Genomic DNA, 18,323 nt, shown 5'->3' with positions numbered 1-18,323 from the left:
TATGGCCGACAACTACTTGAAGCTCGTCAACACCGGCATCACTCAGCAGCTAGCCAAGACGCTGGGGCTTCCACGGCCCTCGATCTTGCGCCGCTATCAGCCCGGCAAGCCGCTGGTCCCCGGTCCGGTCGTCGTCCTGGGCGCCGGCTCTGCCGCTCACGACCTGACGGAGACGCTGCTGGGCTGGGGACTCGATGTCCGCCGCCATGCGGGAGGGCCCGAAAAACTCGGTGCGCTGATTCTGGCCTTGGACGCCGTGGAAGCCCCCGGCGATCTTTCGGCCGTCGCCCTGGAGGCAGGAGCCGCGTTGCGTAGCCTGCTGCCCGGTGGGCGGGTGGTCTCCATATCACGTCCCCCCGTCACCGCCGACGAACCGGCACGTTCGGCAGCGCGGATGGGCGTGACCGGCTTATTGCGATCCTTGGGCCGTGAAATGCGTGGCGGTGCCACCGCCAACGGCATCCTGTTGGCAGAAGGCGTCGGCGCCGCAGCCCCCTCGGCGGCAGCTGCCCTGCACTTCCTGCTCTCCGGACGCAGTGCCTACGTCGATGGACAGTTCATCGCCGTCGAATCCGAACGCGGTGTCCTGCCGGGGGACTGGGACCAGCCGTTGGCCGGAAAAGTCGCCGTGGTCACCGGTGCCGCCCGAGGCATTGGTGCCGCCATCGCCCGGACCCTGCACCGTGACGGTGCCACGATCGTCGCCGTTGACGTCCCCCAGGCCGGGGAATCGCTGGCGGCCGTGGCGAACGACGTCGGTGGGACGGCCTTGCAGCTCGATATCACCCGGGACGATGCCGCAGCAGTGATCATGGAGCACGCCGTGGGGCGCCATGGGCACCTGGACATTGTCATTCACAATGCCGGAATCACCCGCGATAAGCTTCTGGCCAACATGGATGCCTCCCGGTGGGATTCGGTCATCGCGGTGAACATCGAATCGCAACTGCGGATGAACGAAGCGTTCCTGGCCGCCGACCTGCCCGGCCTGCGGATCGTGTCGCTGGCCTCCACCAGCGGCATTGCCGGGAACCGCGGCCAGACCAACTATGCCGCCTCGAAGGCCGGCGTGATGGGCATGGTCGCCTCCACGGCGTCGGCGATGGCCGAACGCGATGGGGGCATCAACGCCGTCGCACCCGGTTTCATCGAGACCGAGATGACCGCGAAGATTCCCGTGGCGACCCGGGCCGTGGGGCGGATGCTGTTGCCCTCGCTGATGCAGGGTGGCCAACCGCTCGACGTGGCCGAAGCCATCGGCTTCCTGGCCTCCGACGCCGCCGGGGGGATCAACGGGCAAACCCTCCGGGTCTGCGGACAGTCACTGGTGGGCGCATGAGTCGCCGCCTCGTCCCACTGGATGCCGTCCCGGCGCTGCCCAGGCTCTATGCAGAGGCGGTGGCGCATCAGGTCCGCAACCAGCTGAGCCGGTCCAAGACCGAACTGGTACTGCCCGAGGTAGAACACAGCGTCCACGGCGTGGTCGCCGACCAGTCGCGGTTGGAGGCCTACCAGCAGTTGGTCGGAGATACCGTCCGGCCCCATCTGCCGAGCGTTTTCATCCACGGCACGGTCTTCCCGGTGGCCATGTCCGTGTTGGCTGCGCGTGACTTCCCTTTGCCCCTGCTGGGGATGGTCCACCTGTCCAACCAGGTCGAGCATCTGCGCCCGGTGGGTGTCGATGAGGTCCTGGCTGTGCGGGCGTGGACCGAGAAGCTGCGCGACCACCAGGCCGGCACTCAGCTGGACGTGGTGTGCGAGGTCAGCGTCGGAACAGAAATCGTTTGGGTGGGCACCTCCACCTACTTGGCCAAGGGCATCTGGGCCGGTCAGCGTCCAGAACGCCGGGGCCAGCGGGCCGAGTTCGTCCCGCCACGGCAAACAGGCGCCTGGCGTCTGGGGCCGGGAACCGGACGTGAATACGCTGCCGTGCTGGGGGACTACAACCCCATCCACCTCGGGGCCCTGCCGGCCAAGGCGCTGGGCATGAAACGCCAGATCGCCCACGGCATGTTCCTTGCCGGCAAGGCGCTGGCCCAGACGGCTCCGCTCGAGGGCGGATACCACTGGGACATCGTGTTCGAAGCCCCCGTCCTACTGCCGTCCACGGTGAGCTTCGGGGTGGTCACAACCGGGAAGCTGCTGAGCTTCGAGGGCTGGAATGCGAAGAAGGGGCGCCGGCATTTCCAAGGAGCCGTGCGCGCCCTCTAGGGAACTGCCGACCCGGCCGGGGTAACCCTGCCGGCGCGGAGCCCCGGGCTCGGAATTCGGGCTCGGGCGTGACGGTGGTTTGTTGTTGGTGGAATCCGGCACCAAACCACCGGCCGGGGCTAGGGGCGTCGGGTCGATCGACGGATCTGGAAACCCGCCAGAACGAAGACGATGCCAAAGACGATCACGTAGGCGCCGACCACACCGAGGAATCCGATGATGCCAACCCCCGGGGCGACCACCAGGAGCAGCCCGAAGAGGATGGCCAGGATTCCGGAGACCAACCCCGCCCACCAGTAGGGCGTCGTCCTGCGGGCAGCGATGGCGACGACCACTTGGGTGATGCCCAGCAACAAGGCCCACGCGCCGACGATCAGAGCCACGGCCAACGCCGTCAAGCCGGGGGCGATCAGTGCAAGCAATCCGGCCAGGATCGAGATGATGGCACCGGCCAGGATCCATCCCGAGTGGCGCCGTGCCGTCGGGCCTCGTCGCGCGCTGAACCATTGGGAGCCGGCAGCCACGCCATCGACGATCGCATAGATGCCAAAGAGGACCACGAAGAACACGACGGTCACCTGCGGCCAGACCAGCACCATGATGCCGAACACGATGGACACCACACCACGCCACAACATGGCATTGCCCACGGACTGGGACGGGGAAACGGTCGCGCTCTTGGCCACTTCTACCTCTTTTCAATGAAACCTCAGGGCTCCGGAACGGGGGGAACCGTGCCGACCCATCAGACTATCCCAGCAGGAAAAAGATGACGAGGGACTTCTCTCGGGTGGGGCCGATAGGGCACCAACGCGCCCGCAGGGTCAGGTGGCTACCTCGGCCGAATCACTAGCAGCCTTGGCGTAACTGGCCCGGGTCGCTGTTGCCGTATGAACCCAACTGAATCCATGGGACCGCTCCACGGCCGTCTTGCCCATGTGTGCGATCTCCGTCCGGTGCGTCGCCGCATGGGTGATGGCCTCGGCCCAGCTCTCGGCCGAGAGGTCGGGGACGAGGACCCCGGTGGAACCATCGGCGACACTATGACGCAAACCACCGACGTCATGAGCCAACACCGGGGTGCCGCAGGCCTGAGCTTCCATGGCCACCAAGCCAAATGACTCGCTATAGGAAGGCACGGCCACCACATCGGCGGCCCGGAACCAGGCAGCGAGCTCATGGGCCGGAGAAGGTGGGAGCAGATGGGCGATCTGATGAAGCTGCTCCTCGTCGATCAGCCGCGCCAAGTCCAGGTCCTTCGAACCACTGCGGGAACCGATGATTGCCAGTTCGACCTCGATATCCGGACGGGTACGGGCCAGCAGCCCGAGGGCCCGCAAAAGGACTTGGGGACCCTTGAGTTTCTGGATACGTCCAGCAAAGACCAGACGCAATGGATCGATGGCTGGACCCGGAGTATGTCCTGCCTCGGCGATCCACATCTGCGGGCCTGCGGGATGGAACGTCGACAGATTCACGCCCGGAACCACGAGGTCGATACGGGCACGTTCGGCACCGTAGTCGTTGACCAACTCATCAGCCTCGGCCCGGCTATTGGCCGTCAGGCGCGTGGCCTGACGGGCCAAGAGGGTCTCTGCCTCAACCCGGCTGTCCGTTTCCTCGGCATCTTGCTGGAGCCGGCGTTTGACCTTGGCCAAGGTGTGCATGGTGTGCACCAAAGGCACCTCCCAACGCTCCGCCAGTTCCAGCCCGACGAGGCCTGACATCCAATAGTGGCTGTGGATGATGTCGAAGGGGCCATAGTCCCCGTCGGCGATCGACGCGGTGATCTCCGGCAGGTAGGCCGGCAGGCCCTCCTTGGCCACCGGCCCATCGGGGCCCGCCGGAATATGGTGGACGGTCACCCGCTCGTTCAAGAAAACCGGTGGGGTGTTCCGGGGGCCCCGGGTGAAGATCTCCACGATCAGCCCGGCGGCTGCCATGGCTTGCGCGACCTCACGGACGTACACGTTCATCCCACCGGCATCACCCGAACCCGGCTGGTCCAACGGAGAAGTATGGAGGCAGAGCATGGCCACGCGCAGTGGATGCGATGTCGCGGCTGCCGGTGAAGGGGCGGCCGTGTCGGTGGCGTGCGTCATGGAGGTCCTGGAAGAGAGCAATGGAGAGTGGCCGGGCGTTCCCTTGAAGAGTAGTCCGAACCGTCGGCCGGGCACTACTTTTGGCTGTCGTCGGCGTCCTGGGCACTCTCGATCTTCAGAACTGCTGCCTTCACGAGGGCCTCAATATCAGCCGGTGTCGTGTCTTCATCGATCTTCTGCGGGAACCAATCACCGCAGTGGTCGACCACATCGTGGACTGAAAGAGGCGGTTTCAACTCCTCGGTCTGGGGATTTTCGGCAGCGCTAAGGTGCGCGTCCAAGGCCCCTTGTAGGAAGCCCAGCTCGACGTCGTTCAACAGGCGGGACTTACGAGGCTTCGGATGGCCTTCATGAGCCTCAGTCGCCTCAAGGTCCTCGTTGGTGTAGGCGAGGCAGAGCTGGCTGAGGGTCGGCGGAACCGTGGTTCCTGGATCCGGGGTAGGCGTCGGCTTGTCCGGGGTGGGAGTCGGAGTGGGCGTTGGTTGAGGCGGCAGGGTGTTCGGCGGTGTGGGTTTCGTCGTGGGTTTCTTAGTCGGCGCCGGGGACTGGACCGGGCCTGCGGGCGGGGTGGTCTTCGGGGGAGCCGCGGTGCTCGGCGCCGCAGCACTCGGCGTGGTGGGCGTCTGCGCAGGTTTCTTGTCCTTCTGCTGGGGAGGCTCGGGATCCTTCGTCACCTGCGACGGTGTGGGTGCCGTGGATGGCGTGGGCCTGGCCGTTGCCATGGGCTTCGGCGTCCTCGGGGCTTTCGGCGCGGGTCCGGCAGCGGTAGGGGTCTTCGAAGCGGCAGCGGTGGAGGGCTGAGCATTCTGACGTACGGGGGGTGGTGGGGTGGAGCCTGAAGCTGTCGTGTTCGTTGACGGACGGGGCGAGGGAGCCGGGGAGAGGCGGCTTTGGGCGATCTGGCGCAGTTCCTGTCCGGAAACCGGACGTTTCTGACCCGGCAGCAAGGGGAGATACTTTGCCGGGTCGACCCATTTGCCGTTGAGGTAGACCTCAAAGTGCACGTGACAACCCGTGGAGTTCCCCGTCGTGCCGGAGAGAGCCAAAAGGTCACCCTGCTGCACACGCTCACCCTTGCTGGCCACCAGCAACGAATTGTGGCTATAGGCGGTTTCGACGCCGCTTCCGTGATCGACGCGGACTCGTTGACCCGAATGTCCGGCCCACGCCGATTGGACGACCCGACCAGCCGCCGCCGCCCTGACCGGGGTGCCGCACGCGACACCGTAGTCCTGACCAATGTGGATATAGGATCCGGGGCCTGTGGGATTCAAACGCCAGCCGAAGCCACTGGTGATCCGGGTGCTTTCCACCGGTGCGGAGAGGGTCAGGCCACCGGGCAGCAACCCTGTGGGGCCGGTGGTGACGTGGTCCACGCCGCGGCGTGAAGGAATGCCCTCCCCATCGGCAGGACTGCCGTCGGGGCTGACGCTAGAAGTGATTTCCGGCTGGTAGCCCGGGGACCACTCCATGCCGGCACTGCCGGAACCTGCGGTTGGATCCCGCAATGGGGACGTTCCGGCGACCATCGCGAAAACGGGCTGCACGGAACTGCTGGGTTGAGCGTCCGAAGAAGGGGAACTGGTCGGAGGCAGCGCAGCGTTCGGTGCTGGAAGGCTGCCAGCAGCGGGTGCGGTGCCGAGGAGAAGGGCCCCAGCTGTGGCCAGACCCAGCCACTTAACCAGGGAACGTTTGACGGTAGAACGTCGCGGGGCGTGGTGATGCTCTGGCTGGTGCTCGTGCACCCGTGCACCCATGTTTCCCCCGAGTGGTTGGCCCCGTTGCCCACATCGCGACACCCATCTCTCGCGCGGAGCGTGGTGGACCTTAGGCTACCCCTGCGCGTGGGTTTGGACCAGAGGTCCGAGAAGCCCGAGAAAAAGCCCGGATCCTGGAAGTGGCCGGACGGCGACGTCGAGCACCTTGTTCCTGGGCATGAAAAAAGCCCCGGAATTCCGGGGCTTATTTCGTGCGCGGAGGGGGACTTGAACCCCCACCCACTATACGTGGACTAGCACCTCAAGCTAGCGCGTCTGCCTATTCCGCCACCCGCGCAGGTGGTGCGATGCGACCGGTTCGGAAGACTCGTTGGACTTCCTGCCCGGCGAAAGCAGCGAGTAAGACTCTAACATGTCGGTGGGGCAGTTCCCAATTCAACCCTCTTTGCTTGGGTGACTAGGCTGGGACCACCCGAACAACCCGGAAGGTCAGGTCATGACTGAGCTAGGAAACCATGGTGCTGCAGGCATCACGGCAGCCGACGAAGTCGAAGAAATTTGCCGGACGTTGATCCGTTTCGACACCAGCAACTTCGGCGGCAACGAGGCCCGCCCCGAACGGCCCGCAGCCGAGTATGCCGCCGAGTTGATGGCCGGGGGAGGACTTGACCCGAAAATCTATGAATCCTCCCCGGGCCGGGCGAGCGTCGTGGCACGGATGGAAGGCCAAGATTCCTCACTGCCGGCGCTCGTGGTCCACGGCCACCTCGATGTGGTCCCCGCGCAGGCCGAGGACTGGAGCGTGGATCCCTTTGCTGCCGAGGTCAAGGACGGGCTGATCTGGGGCCGTGGAGCCGTGGACATGAAGGACATGGACGCCATGATCCTGGCCGTGCAGCGACAGATGCACCGTGAAGGGGTGAAACCCAAACGCGATATCATCTTCGCCTATTTCGCCGACGAGGAAGCCGGCGGGACGTACGGGGCCGGATGGATGGTCGAGAACCACCCTGAGGTCTTCGCCGGCGCGGGTGAGGCCATCAGCGAAGTGGGCGGCTTCTCCTCAACCGTCGGTGGGCGACGAGCCTATTTCCTGCAGACGGCAGAAAAGGGTCTGCACTGGCTCACGATGCATGCCGGTGGCCGAGCAGGGCATGGTTCGCAGATCAACGACGAAAACGCGGTGACCCGGCTGGCCGGAGCCATCAGCCGCATCGGTGGATACGAGTGGCCGATCGAATACACCAAGACGACACGGGCGCTGATGGAAGGGGTCTCCGAACTCACCGGCATCGAATTCGAGGAACAGAACCCGGGCCCGTTGCTGGACGCCCTGGGCAATGTTTCCCGATTCGTTGGCGCCACCTTGCAAAACACCTCGAACCCGACGGCCCTGAAATCCGGGTATAAGCACAACGTCATCCCCGGTGCCGCCGAGGCGTTTCTCGATTGTCGGACCCTGCCCGGACGCGATGAATTGCTGTACGAAACCCTGCGAGAACTAGCAGGTGCCGGCGTGGATTTCTCCACCGAGCATTCCGATACGTCCTTGGAGGTCCCCTTCTCGGGGACGTTGGTGGACAATATGGTCGCTTCGATCTCGGCCGAAGACCCGGGGTCGGTGGTGTTGCCGTATATGCTCTCCGGCGGCACCGATAACAAGTCGCTTTCCCGGCTAGGAATCACCGGCTACGGATTTGCGCCGCTGCAGCTCCCCGACGACCTGGACTTCACCAGCATGTTCCATGGCGTGGACGAACGAGTTCCGGTGGAGGCCTTGAAGTTCGGTACTCGGGTCCTCTCCCGGCTGCTGCGCACCTACTGAAGCGCACCACAGCCCAACAGGTGGCCGGGCTGGGATGGGGGGCAGGGAACCCGTCCCGGCCCCACCGCGAAGGTTCTCAGCTAGGGAAGGTGTCCAAGGTGCTGGCCACCCGCATCACGCGGCGACGCATCCAATAGCGACGCATGCCGCCCATATAGATCCGCGTGGTGCGGAGTTCCCATTTACCGTATTCGGCGTGCTCGACGATTTCGCGACGGGCATCGGCGATCGACTGGCCGGGACGAACCGTGAGAACCAGGTATTCGAAGCCCGCCGAGTGGTCGGTGGTCTTCCGGGCTGCAGCTGAGGAGTTTTTCATCATCTTCTCTCCATTCTGCTCGCTCTACGGGTAACGTCTAGACCATGAGCACAGATCCGCGTGTTGCGCTTCAGGCACTGGTTGCCTCGTTTGAAGAACATCTCTCCGCCGTGGCCTCACGACGGGGCGATGACGACCCCGCGGTGGAGAGCGCCGCCTACCGGATGATGGACGCCTTTGAGGAGTACGAAGACTCCCTCTACGACACCTATGGCGAAGTCACCCCCTTGGATGTCTACGACGACAGCGACGATGACGACCTCGACGACGATGACGATGACGATGACGACGGTATGGATGACTCCGGCGACGGGGAAGACCCCGCGGAGACGGACGACCGTCCCTGATCCAGCGTTCTTCCATGCGGCACGCGCCACATAAGTGGTCCCGGTGCGCCCGGGGTGAAGTAGTGTTTCACGCGTGAATTGGTTTGAAGCGGCCTTTTTGGGCCTGATCCAGGGACTGACCGAGTTCCTTCCTATTTCCTCCAGCGCCCACCTGCGCATCGTGGGGGAATTCCTGCCCAATGCGGCCGACCCGGGGGCCGCCTTCACCGCGATTACCCAGCTCGGCACGGAAACCGCCGTCGTCATGTTTTTCTGGCGTGACATCGTGCGGATCATCGGCGCCTGGTTCAAAGCCATCGTCGGAAAAATCCCGCATAGCGACCCCGATGCCCGGATGGGCTGGCTCATCATCGTCGGTTCCCTGCCCATTGGTGTGCTGGGGCTGCTCTTCCAAGACGATATCGAGACGACCTTCAGATCACTGTGGCTCGTGGCGACCATGCTCGTGGTCTTCGGCGTCTTCCTGGCCATTGCCGACCACTACGGCAAGCAGAAACGTGAGCTGAAGGAACTGTCCGTCAAACACGGCATCTACTTCGGTCTAGCGCAGGCGCTGGCCCTGATCCCCGGCGTCTCCCGCTCGGGCGGAACCATCACCGGCGGTCTCCTCATGGGCTACACCCGTGAAGCAGCGGCCCGCTACTCCTTCCTGCTGGCCATCCCGGCAGTCTTCGCCTCCGGCTTGTTCCAGGCCTTCAAAAGCTTCGGCGAACCCAGCGTCTACTCCGGCGGGGAAACGATCCTGGCCACCGTCATCGCCTTCGCCGTCGGATTTGTGATCATCGGCTGGTTCCTGAAATACGTTTCCACCCACAGCTACAGTGTCTTCGTGTGGTACCGGATCGCTTTGGGTCTGGTGCTGTTCGTCCTCCTGGGTTTCAACGTCATCAACGCCTGATTCCCCCATCCATACCCCGCTTTCGAAAGGCCGATCCTTCGTGCACGCATGGCCCGCGCCCAGTATTCCCACCCTCCAGGCAACCCCTCCACCGTTGCGGATCTTTGACTCCTCGACACGAGAACTCGTGTCCCCTGACACGAAGAAGCAGGCAGGGATGTACGTCTGCGGGATCACACCCTACGACGCCACCCATATGGGGCACGCCGCCACCTATGTGGCCTTCGACCTGCTCAACCGCTTCTGGCGGGACGCCGGGTTGGAGGTCACCTACGTACAAAACGTCACCGACGTCGACGACCCGCTGCTTGAACGCGCCACCGAAACCGGCGTCGACTGGATGGACTTGGCCGCAGGGCAGACCGACCTGTTCCGCGCCGACATGGAGTCGCTGAACGTCATCCCCCCCGAACACTATGTTGGTGCCGTCGAATCGGTCTCCTGGATCGTGCCGGTCGTGGAGAACCTGCTCACGGCAGGGCTGGCGTACCGGGTGCCCGGTGCCGGGGATGAGCCCGACGGCGATATCTACTTCGACTCCGACGCCGCCGCCTCGGACGTCTGGCGGCTGGGCTCAGTGAGCGGGTACGACCAGGAGACCATGGCCACGTTCTTCGCAGAACGTGGCGGTGATCCCGAACGAGCCGGTAAGAAGAACACGCTGGACCCCCTGCTGTGGCGGATGCGCCGCCCCGACGAACCCTTCTGGGACGGGGCCAGCCTCGGTGAAGGCCGCCCCGGCTGGCATATCGAATGTTCGGTGATCGCCCGGCGTTTCCTGCCGGCCCCGTTCACCGTCCAAGGGGGCGGAACCGACCTGATCTTCCCGCACCACGAATTCTCGGCAGGCCATGCCACGGCCGGGGACGGCAAACCGTTGGCCGAACACTATGTCCATACCGGAATGGTGGGCCTGGACGGCGAAAAAATGAGCAAATCCTTGGGCAATCTGGTGTTGGTCTCCAAATTGCGCGCCGCAGGGGAGAACCCCATGGCCGTTCGCGCCGTCCTGGTGGGCCAGCACTACCGCTCCGATTGGGAGTGGACCGAGGAACTGCTGGACGAAGCGAAGAACCGCCTGGTTGCCTGGCGGGCCCGGGCTGCCGGTACGACGCCGGAACGTGCTGAGGCACTCGTGTCACAGCTGCGTAGCCACCTGGCCGACGACCTGGATTCGCCCTCGGCATTAAAGGCCCTCGACGAGTGGGCGTCCGAAGGCCCCGGAAACGATCCGACAGCTCAGGGAAGCGCCACGGTCCTGGCCGCCTTGGATGCGCTGTTGGGCTTGAAGCTGGCCTAGCAGCAGGCCTGGTGCGCGGGGCTTCGGGCCCTGCGCGCAGATGAAACGCTAGCCGTCAGTGCCGCCGTCGCGCCGTTTCAAATAACGTTCAAATTCCCGGGCTATCGACTCACCGCTGGCTTCGGGCAGCTTGGTCGCGTCCTGTGACTCCTCGAGTTGCTGCACATAGGCGGCAACCTCAGGATCCTCCTCGGAGAGCTCATTCACGCCCCGCTGCCAGGCCTCGGCCTCCTCGGTGAGCAGCGTGAGATCGAAGGAGGTGTGGAGCACTTCCTCGAGCTGGGTTAATAACGCCAAGGTCGCCTTGGGCGAGGGGGAGTGGCCCACATAGTGGGGGACCGCAGCCCAGATCGACAGGGTGGGTAGGCCCGCGGAGTCGGAGGTTTCCGCCAAGACCCCCAGGATCCCTGTCGGGCCCTCATAGGTGGTCCGTTCGGCACCGAGGAGCGCACGCAGATGCCCGTCCTCACTGGTGATGCTGGCCGGCAGTGGCCGGGTATGGGGGACATCGGCCAAGAGTGCGCCCACCAGCACCACTGCCTTCACGTTCTGCAGTTCTGCCTGGGTCAGCAGCTCGGCGGTGAAGGCTTGCCAACGATAGGTCGGTTCCGTCCCGCGCACCAAGAGCAGGTCGACCCCCGTACCGGGGATCTGCGCGCGAAACATGCGGGTGCTGGGCCAACGGATCGTGCGTTTGCCTGCGGCATTGCGCCGGACCGACGGGCGGGAATATTGGTAATCGTAGTAGTCGTCTTCCGAAAGCTCGGCAACCTTCTTTGCCTCGAAGTGCCGGGCCAGGAAGCGTAAGGAATCGCTGGCGGCCTCACCTGCGTCATTCCAGCCGCCGAAGGCGACCACCATGATGGTGGGCCGCCTGCCGCCGGTTCCCGGACGCGCCTCGGCCGCAATCAGCTCGGTGAGCGAGCCCTGCGATTCATTATTCTCAGCCACGCTCTCACCCTAACGCGAACGGTGGCCATGGCAACGTGCCCGCCCACGTAGAATCGAGGCATGAGTGCCTTCCCCACCCGCGCCCCACGTACCACGAACGTTTTCGACGCCCACGACGGGCTACAAGCCGTGCTCTGGGACATGGACGGGACCATCGTCGATACCGAGCCGTATTGGATTGCTGCCGAGAAGGAACTGGTCCACCGCCACGGTGGCACCTGGAGCGATGAAGAGGCCCAGGCACTGATCGGTCAGGCCCTGCCCACCAGTGCGGCGATCCTCCGTCAGGCCGGCGTCGACCTTGAAATCCGCGAGATCATCGACGAAATGACGGCGAGCGTGGTGCGCGGCCTCAGCGAGAACATGGTCTTCCGTCCAGGAGCCCGGGAGCTGTTGGGCGATCTTCGCGCCCACGGGGTGCCGTGTGCGCTGGTCACCATGTCCGAGGGGCCGATGGCGCAACTCGTCGCCGACTCCCTGCCCTCCGGAACCTTCGAATTCTTGATCACCGGGGATATGGTCCCCGCCGGCAAACCCGATCCGGCACCGTATCTCTTGGCCCTGGAGCGGATGGGACAGCACGTTACCTCGCTGCAACGACACCGGGCGGTCGCGATCGAGGACTCCGATCCCGGAGTGCGTTCGGCGGCGGCCAGCGGGACACCGACCGTTGCGGTCCCCCATTTTTCGACCCTGCCCGAGACCGGAAACTGGACGGTCTGGCCGACGCTTGATGGTGTGACCGCCGGAGACTTGGACTCCTTCGTGGCCCCCGCAGGAGACGCCGGATGAGCGGTCCCGCGCAGCCAACAGGCCAGCACAACGCCCCGGTCCCCGGCGAGGAGAAAACCCGCCGACCGGGAATCCCGTTGGGGCGCATCGGTGGGATCCCCGTCTACCTGGCCTGGTCATGGTTCCTGATCGCCGCTTTTATCCTGCTGGTCTTCACCCCTGATGTGATGCGGATCCTGCCGGGGATCGGTTGGGGCGCCTACGCCGTCTCCTTCGGCTATGCGGTCCTGCTGGCCGTGTCGATCCTGATCCACGAGCTAGCCCACGCGCTCTGTGCCACCGCCTTCGGTTGGCCCAATGCCCATATTGTGCTCACCCTGTGGGGAGGACATACCCAGTTCGGGTCCTTCCATGCCACCCCGGGCAAGTCCCTGCTCGTGGCGCTGGCCGGGCCGGCAGCGAACTTCCTGTTGGCCGGACTGGGCTACCTGGCCATCGTGAACCTGGAGCCGGTGGGGGTGACCGGACTGCTGCTGACCATCCTGGTCTGGGCGAATCTGCTGGTCGCCATCTTCAACATCCTGCCCGGGTTGCCGCTGGACGGCGGCCGGCTGGTGGAATCCGCCGTCTGGGCCGGTACCGGTTCACAAGAGAAGGGCACCGTGGCTGCCGGGTGGGCAGGCCGGATCATCGTGATCGGTCTGGGGATCTACTTCGTGGTCCTCCCCTTGTTCAACCGGGAACCGATCAACCTGCAGGTCACCATCATCGCGGTGCTGCTCTGCGGATTCCTCTGGGTGGGGGCCACCGGGGCCATCAACGATGCCAAAATGCGGTTGCGCCTGCCACGGATCGGCGCCGGTGAACTGATGGAGCCGGCCACTGCGCTGCCCAGCACAGCCGTCGTCGCCGACATCGACCGCAGATTAGCCCACTATCCAGGCCACCTCCTGTTGTGTTCCTCCGCAGGCCGGCCCGAAGCCGTCGTCGACCGGGCCTCGGTGGCCTCGGTCCCCGGAGCACTGCGCGCCACCACCGGGGCAGGGACCGTGGCCCGGGCCCTGGCACCCGGAGCCGTGGTGGCGGTCAGCCGTTCGGGACGGGACCTGGTCACCTATCTGGCCAGCCTGGATGGCAGCGAATATGCGGTCGTCGACGACAGCGGCAGGATCGTGGGCCTGCTCCTGCAGCGGACCGTCGTCTCCGCCATCACCGGCAAGAAGGCCGGCTCATGAACCACCCCGTCAACGGAACGAGCACCAGCATGAACGAAACCCCCCAGCAGCCCGCAGCACCGCATGGTGCCGCCCACCGTCGCGGCCCTTTCGCCCCGGGGGACCGGGTCCAGCTCACCGATGAGAAACGCCGGATGAACACCGTGACGCTGACTCCCGGCGGCCAGTTCCACACCCATCGCGGGGTACTGGACCACGACGCGTTGATTGGCCAGCCCGAGGGCATCGTGCTGGAAAACTCCGAGGGCCGGCGCTACCAGGCCTTGCGTCCGTTGCTCAAAGACTTCGTGCTCTCCATGCCCCGCGGTGCAGCAGTCGTCTACCCCAAGGACGCCGCCCAGATCGTCACGATGGGCGATATCTATCCGGGAGCCCGCGTGCTGGAAGCCGGTGTCGGTTCCGGGGCCCTGTCGATTTCCCTGTTGCGGGCCGTGGGCGACGGCGGTTACCTGCACAGCATTGAACGCCGTGCCGAATTCGCGGAGATCGCCCGCGGGAACGTGGAAACGATCTTCGGCGGCGAACACCCCGCCTGGAACATCACCATCGGAGACTTCCAGGACCAGGCCACCGCCACGGAGGAAGCCGGTTCCATCGACCGCGTTGTCCTGGACATGCTGGCCCCCTGGGAATGCGTGGACTCCGTGGCCACCGTGCTCGCACCCGGAGGTGTCTGGGTGAACTACGTGGCCACCGTCACCCAGCTCTCCCGTACCGCCGAGGCCATTCGGGCCGATGGCCGGTTCACCGAACCCGAATCCTGGGAATCGATGGTCCGCGGTTGGCACCTGGACGGGTTGGCTGTCCGCCCGGACCACCGGATGGTCGCCCATACCGGCTTCCTGCTCACCGCCCGCCGGCTCGCCGACGGGGCCGCCGGCATCCCGGGTCAGAAACGCATGAAGAACACCGAGTTCGCCGCCGAGGACCTGCACGCCTGGACCAAGGAGCACGACGACGCAGCTTGGGATGCGCCCGGGCTGGGCGAACGCGGGGTGTCGGATAAAAAACTGCGTCGGGCCGCCAAGGATGCCAAATCAATGAAACAACGCGGCGCTTTCCGCGATGCCGACGGCAACGGCCTGGACCCGGCCGACTTCCCTGAACCGACCCCTGAGGTGTGAACCGCTGTCCGGGCGGTGACACTTGCGGTTAACATCGATGCCCCGGACGGCCGTGGGTGGCTACGATGAAGAGGACGGACCCCATCGGGGCAAGGCGCGACGAAGGGTGCTCATATGCCGGAAAACACATCGACCCCAGCCTCTGACGGGGCGCCGGGGGAGGATCGGGCCCAACGCCAACTCGAGATCGCCGAACGCCAGCTGAACATCCTGCGTGATAAATCACGGAACCTGGATCGCCAACTGGGCACGACGACGGCCAATAACGCCCGTCTGACAGCCATGCTCGAACGCACCCGGGAACAGATCATCACGCTCAAATCGGCGTTGGACCGGGACGGGGATACCCCGTTCACGTTCGGCACGATCGTGGGGATCAACGCGCGCAGCCACCCTGCGGCCGGCACCGCCATCGCCTCCACGGGGATCCCCGGTGCCGACATCATTCAAGGTGGGCGGAAACTGCGGGTGGCGATCAGCCCGCTGCTGGAGTTGGAGAGCCTGCAGCTGGGGCAGGAAGTGCTGCTGAACGAGTCGTTGACCATCGTCGCCGGCCTCGGTTTCGAAGCCTCCGGGGAACTGGTGTCCGTCAAGGAGGTCATGGATGACGGACGGGTCCTGGCCGTGGGGCGGGCCGACGACCAAAAGGTCATCCGGCTGGCCGGTCCGCTCCTGCGCGAAAAAGTCAGGGTGGGGGACTCCCTGGCCATCGACCCGCGGACCGGTTTGGCCACCGAACGGGTGCAGCTCTCGGAAATGCAGTCCCTGGTCCTCGAGGAAGTCCCCAATATCTCCTATGCCGATATCGGCGGCCTGGGTCCGCAGATCGAGCAGATCCGCGACGCCGTCGAACTGCCGTTCCTGCACCAGGACCTTTACCGCGAACACGGGCTGAAGGCGCCCAAGGGCATTTTGCTCTACGGGCCCCCGGGCTGTGGCAAGACGCTCATTGCCAAGGCCGTCGCCCATTCCTTGGCCGAACGGACCGCGGAGTTGCGGGGCGGGGAGAGCGCACGCAGCTATTTCCTGAACATCAAGGGCCCCGAACTCCTGGATAAGTATGTGGGGGAGACCGAACGCCATATCCGGCTGATCTTTTCCCGCGCCCGGGAAAAGGCTGCCGGCGGCAACCCGGTGGTGGTGTTCTTCGACGAAATGGATTCGCTGTTCCGCACCCGCGGGACAGGGGTCTCCTCCGACGTGGAAACCACGATCGTGCCGCAGCTGCTCAGTGAGATCGACGGCGTGGAGAAACTCGATAACGTCATCATCATCGGTGCCTCCAACCGGGAGGACATGATCGACCCGGCCATCCTGCGGCCCGGACGGCTGGACGTGAAGATCAAGGTGCTGCGCCCCGACGCAGAAGGCTCAGCCGAAATCTTCGCCAAATATCTGACCACCGAGCTGCCGTTGCACGCCGACGACCTGGCCGAACACGGGGGAAACGCCGAAGCCACCGTGCAGGGGATGATCCGCCAAACCGTGGAGGCCATGTACTCCACCGGTCAGGAGAACGAATTCCTCGAGGTGACCTACGCCAACGGCGAAACCGAAACGCTGTACTTCAAGGACTTCAACTCCGGTGCCGTGATCCGCAACGTCGTCGACCGGGCCAAGAAGTCAGCCATCAAGGAACTGTTGACCTCCGGCGAGCGTGGACTGCGGATCGACCACCTCCTGCGTGGTGTGGCCGACGAGTTCCATGAACACGAGGACATGCCCAATACGACCAACCCGGACGACTGGGCCAGGATCTCGGGGAAGAAGGGTGAAAGGATCACCTACATCCGGACGATCGTCGCGGATAAGGCAGGTTCAGGCACCGGACGCAGCCTCGAGCGGGAGCCGGGCCAGGGGTACTCCAATACGGGGCAGTACCTGTGAGTGTTCATCGGGTGATCGGGCTGGAAACAGAGTTCGGTGTGCTGGCCCCCAGCCAGCCCGGGGCCAACTCCACGATCCTCTCCGCCCAGGTCATCAACGCCTACGCCGCGACCGTCCGCCAAGGCTACGGGCAGCTGGCAGGGACCCGCTGGGACTACGCCGATGAGGCGCCGTTGGCCGACGCCCGGGGGTGGAACATGCCCCGGGCTGTGGCCGATGCCTCGCAACTGACCGATACCCCGCGTGAGCTGACCGCCGAGGAAATCGCCTTGGCCGGTGGAGACGTGCGGGCGGGGGAGACCCTCTACACGGAGCAGGACAGCGACGGGCATGTGCTGATGAACATGGTGCTCGGCAATGGGGCCCGGCTCTATGTGGACCATGCCCACCCAGAGTATTCGTCGCCCGAGACCACCGGACCCCACGACGCGGTCCTCTATGACCAGGCGGGGGACCAGGTCGCCCTGGCCGCCCAACGCCGGATCGCCGAGTCACCGGGCTTTGCCGAGGTCCTGCTGTATAAGAACAACACCGATAACAAGGGGGTAAGCTACGGGGCCCACGAGAACTACCTGATGCCGCGTTCCATCCCCTTCGACGACATTTCGGCTGGACTGATCCCGTTTTTCGCCACCCGGCAGATCCTCTGTGGCTCAGGACGGGTGGGGCGGGGCATGACCGGGGCGGAACCCGGTTACCAGATCAGCCAGCGCGCCGACTTCTTCGAAGCCGAGGTCGGACTGGAAACCACCATCAGACGCCCCATCGTGAACACCCGTGATGAGCCCCATGCCACCTGGGATCGGTACCGGCGGCTGCACGTCATTGCCGGGGACGCGAATCTGGGCCAGGTCTCGACCTTGCTCCGGGTGGGAACCACCTCCCTGGTGCTCTCACTGATCGAGGCCGGGGCCGCCCCGAAGCTTCAACTGCGTGATCCGGTGGCGGCCCTGCAGCAGATCAGCCACGACCCCACCCTCCGAACCGTCGTCGAACTCTCCGACGGCCGACGGGCCACCGCCCTGGAGATCCAACAGATCTACCTCGATGCTGCGCGTACCCATTGCCACGACACCGGGGCTGACGATGCGTCGACCACCGATGTGTTGATCCGCTGGCAGGACACCATCGATACGTTGAGCCGGGACGTCTTCTCCGCACGAAAGACGGTCGACTGGGTCGCCAAACTGGATTTGATGAACCGCTACCGTGAGCGCGATGGCATGAGCTGGGAAGACCACCGGCTGGCAATGATGGACCTGCAATGGGCGGACCTGCGTCCCGAAAGAGGTCTCTACCACCGGTTGGCTGGGCGCGGCATGATGGAGACCCTCTTCAACCACGAGCAGATCGCCCGGGCCGTCGTCGAACCCCCGGAGGACACCCGCGCCTACTTCCGTGGCCGCTGCCTGAGCCAGTACCCGCAGGATGTGTTGGGGGCCAGCTGGGATGCGGTGATCTTCAGTATCCCCGGCCGTCCCGGCAGCCACCGGGTGGCCACCCCCGAACCCCTGCGGGGAACCAGGGAAAGGGTGGGCAGGCTCTTCGATGCAGGCCTGGACGTGGGGGAGTTCGTTGACGAACTGAGCCGAGGCCGCCCCTGAAGCGAGGTGGAACCAGCCCCGGAACCGCATCAGCAGCGGTCACGACCCAATGAGACGATAGAGGGACCGG

16 protein-coding genes and 1 tRNA gene are annotated in these 18,323 nt (G+C 65.0%); 11 read left to right on the top strand and 6 right to left on the bottom strand.

Features of this window, described 5'->3' with window-relative positions; all coding sequences use genetic code 11:
• Nucleotide 1: 1 nt before the first annotated feature.
• Nucleotides 2-1,339 (top strand): 3-oxoacyl-ACP reductase, encoded by a 1,338-nt coding sequence (locus CIK75_RS00365; RefSeq protein ID WP_087001068.1) that lies wholly within the window; start codon nucleotides 2-4, stop codon nucleotides 1,337-1,339.
• On the top strand, nucleotides 1,336-2,211 hold the full coding sequence (locus CIK75_RS00360) for a MaoC/PaaZ C-terminal domain-containing protein (RefSeq protein ID WP_087001070.1): 876 nt from the start codon (nucleotides 1,336-1,338) through the stop codon (nucleotides 2,209-2,211). The genes CIK75_RS00365 and CIK75_RS00360 overlap by 4 nt, the downstream gene beginning before the upstream one ends.
• Nucleotides 2,212-2,330: 119 nt before the next feature.
• On the opposite strand, the gene CIK75_RS00355 is transcribed toward CIK75_RS00360, so the two are convergent.
• The 4 genes from CIK75_RS00355 to CIK75_RS00340 form a co-directional block, all read right to left on the bottom strand.
• Entirely contained in the window at nucleotides 2,331-2,897 is a 567-nt protein-coding gene (locus CIK75_RS00355; protein ID WP_087001072.1) for a DUF308 domain-containing protein, read from the bottom strand.
• Nucleotides 2,898-3,035: 138 nt separating this feature from the next.
• On the bottom strand, nucleotides 3,036-4,313 hold the full coding sequence (locus CIK75_RS00350; protein WP_087001074.1) for a glycosyltransferase: 1,278 nt from the start codon (nucleotides 4,311-4,313) through the stop codon (nucleotides 3,036-3,038).
• 74 nt (nucleotides 4,314-4,387) lie between these two features.
• A complete protein-coding gene (locus CIK75_RS00345; RefSeq protein WP_241895164.1) occupies nucleotides 4,388-5,785 on the bottom strand; it encodes a M23 family metallopeptidase in 1,398 nt (465 codons plus the stop codon).
• 498 nt (nucleotides 5,786-6,283) lie between these two features.
• Nucleotides 6,284-6,368 (bottom strand) — tRNA-Leu (locus CIK75_RS00340).
• Between the two features lie 159 nt (nucleotides 6,369-6,527).
• Here CIK75_RS00340 and CIK75_RS00335 point away from each other — a divergent pair.
• A complete protein-coding gene (locus CIK75_RS00335) occupies nucleotides 6,528-7,856 on the top strand; it encodes a M20/M25/M40 family metallo-hydrolase (protein WP_087001079.1) in 1,329 nt (442 codons plus the stop codon).
• A 76-nt stretch (nucleotides 7,857-7,932) separates the two neighbouring features.
• On the opposite strand, the gene CIK75_RS00330 is transcribed toward CIK75_RS00335, so the two are convergent.
• Nucleotides 7,933-8,175 carry a DUF5703 family protein gene (locus CIK75_RS00330; protein WP_087001184.1) on the bottom strand — a complete coding sequence of 81 codons (243 nt, stop codon included), beginning with the start codon at nucleotides 8,173-8,175 and terminating at the stop codon, nucleotides 7,933-7,935.
• A gap of 44 nt (nucleotides 8,176-8,219) precedes the next feature.
• Here CIK75_RS00330 and CIK75_RS00325 point away from each other — a divergent pair, with 44 nt between their 5' ends.
• From CIK75_RS00325 to mshC, 3 genes are all read left to right on the top strand, one after another.
• A complete protein-coding gene (locus CIK75_RS00325; protein WP_087001081.1) occupies nucleotides 8,220-8,522 on the top strand; it encodes a hypothetical protein in 303 nt (100 codons plus the stop codon).
• Between the two features lie 73 nt (nucleotides 8,523-8,595).
• On the top strand, nucleotides 8,596-9,420 hold the full coding sequence (locus tag CIK75_RS00320) for an undecaprenyl-diphosphate phosphatase (RefSeq protein ID WP_087001083.1): 825 nt from the start codon (nucleotides 8,596-8,598) through the stop codon (nucleotides 9,418-9,420).
• A 40-nt stretch (nucleotides 9,421-9,460) separates the two neighbouring features.
• Entirely contained in the window at nucleotides 9,461-10,720 is a 1,260-nt protein-coding gene (mshC, locus tag CIK75_RS00315) for a cysteine--1-D-myo-inosityl 2-amino-2-deoxy-alpha-D-glucopyranoside ligase (RefSeq protein WP_087001085.1), read from the top strand.
• 48 nt (nucleotides 10,721-10,768) lie between these two features.
• Here mshC and CIK75_RS00310 read toward each other — a convergent pair whose 3' ends face one another.
• Nucleotides 10,769-11,632, bottom strand: coding sequence for a PAC2 family protein (locus CIK75_RS00310; RefSeq protein WP_241895172.1), 864 nt, complete (start codon nucleotides 11,630-11,632; stop codon nucleotides 10,769-10,771).
• Nucleotides 11,633-11,731: 99 nt separating this feature from the next.
• On the opposite strand from CIK75_RS00310, the gene CIK75_RS00305 reads away from it, so the two are divergent.
• From CIK75_RS00305 to dop, 5 genes are all read left to right on the top strand, one after another.
• Nucleotides 11,732-12,463 carry an HAD family hydrolase gene (locus tag CIK75_RS00305; protein WP_087001086.1) on the top strand — a complete coding sequence of 244 codons (732 nt, stop codon included), beginning with the start codon at nucleotides 11,732-11,734 and terminating at the stop codon, nucleotides 12,461-12,463.
• Nucleotides 12,460-13,638, top strand: coding sequence for a site-2 protease family protein (locus CIK75_RS00300; protein ID WP_087001088.1), 1,179 nt, complete (start codon nucleotides 12,460-12,462; stop codon nucleotides 13,636-13,638). The genes CIK75_RS00305 and CIK75_RS00300 overlap by 4 nt, the downstream gene beginning before the upstream one ends.
• Before the next feature lie 29 nt (nucleotides 13,639-13,667).
• Nucleotides 13,668-14,762 (top strand): tRNA (adenine-N1)-methyltransferase, encoded by a 1,095-nt coding sequence (locus CIK75_RS00295; protein ID WP_087001188.1) that lies wholly within the window; start codon nucleotides 13,668-13,670, stop codon nucleotides 14,760-14,762.
• Nucleotides 14,763-14,876: 114 nt separating this feature from the next.
• Complete coding sequence (gene arc, locus CIK75_RS00290) at nucleotides 14,877-16,649, top strand: proteasome ATPase (protein WP_087001090.1); 1,773 nt, start codon at nucleotides 14,877-14,879, stop codon at nucleotides 16,647-16,649.
• Nucleotides 16,646-18,253, top strand: a complete 1,608-nt coding sequence (gene dop / locus CIK75_RS00285) for a depupylase/deamidase Dop (protein WP_096222935.1) — start codon at nucleotides 16,646-16,648, stop codon at nucleotides 18,251-18,253. Before arc ends, dop begins: the two co-directional genes overlap by 4 nt.
• The last annotated feature ends 70 nt before the right edge of the window (nucleotides 18,254-18,323 follow it).

It is taken from the genome of Glutamicibacter sp. BW78 (assembly GCF_002332245.1).
Classification (GTDB): domain Bacteria; phylum Actinomycetota; class Actinomycetes; order Actinomycetales; family Micrococcaceae; genus Arthrobacter_H; species Arthrobacter_H rhombi_A.
The sequence above is the reverse complement of the archived record's forward strand: the minus strand, read 5'-3'. Positions and strand labels throughout refer to the sequence as shown.

What these genes read in the sequence shown, in the direction of transcription:
- CIK75_RS00365 (WP_087001068.1), top strand. Translation starts at nt 2, where the DNA reads ATGGCCGACAACTACTTGAAGCTCGTCAACACCGGCATCACTCAGCAG.
- CIK75_RS00360 (WP_087001070.1), top strand. Translation starts at nt 1,336, where the DNA reads ATGAGTCGCCGCCTCGTCCCACTGGATGCCGTCCCGGCGCTGCCCAGG.
- CIK75_RS00350 (WP_087001074.1), bottom strand. Translation starts at nt 4,313, where the DNA reads ATGACGCACGCCACCGACACGGCCGCCCCTTCACCGGCAGCCGCGACA.
- CIK75_RS00345 (WP_241895164.1), bottom strand. Translation starts at nt 5,785, where the DNA reads ATGGAGTGGTCCCCGGGCTACCAGCCGGAAATCACTTCTAGCGTCAGC.
- CIK75_RS00335 (WP_087001079.1), top strand. Translation starts at nt 6,528, where the DNA reads ATGACTGAGCTAGGAAACCATGGTGCTGCAGGCATCACGGCAGCCGAC.
- CIK75_RS00330 (WP_087001184.1), bottom strand. Translation starts at nt 8,175, where the DNA reads ATGAAAAACTCCTCAGCTGCAGCCCGGAAGACCACCGACCACTCGGCG.
- CIK75_RS00325 (WP_087001081.1), top strand. Translation starts at nt 8,220, where the DNA reads ATGAGCACAGATCCGCGTGTTGCGCTTCAGGCACTGGTTGCCTCGTTT.
- CIK75_RS00305 (WP_087001086.1), top strand. Translation starts at nt 11,732, where the DNA reads ATGAGTGCCTTCCCCACCCGCGCCCCACGTACCACGAACGTTTTCGAC.
- CIK75_RS00300 (WP_087001088.1), top strand. Translation starts at nt 12,460, where the DNA reads ATGAGCGGTCCCGCGCAGCCAACAGGCCAGCACAACGCCCCGGTCCCC.
- CIK75_RS00295 (WP_087001188.1), top strand. Translation starts at nt 13,668, where the DNA reads ATGAACGAAACCCCCCAGCAGCCCGCAGCACCGCATGGTGCCGCCCAC.
- arc (WP_087001090.1), top strand. Translation starts at nt 14,877, where the DNA reads ATGCCGGAAAACACATCGACCCCAGCCTCTGACGGGGCGCCGGGGGAG.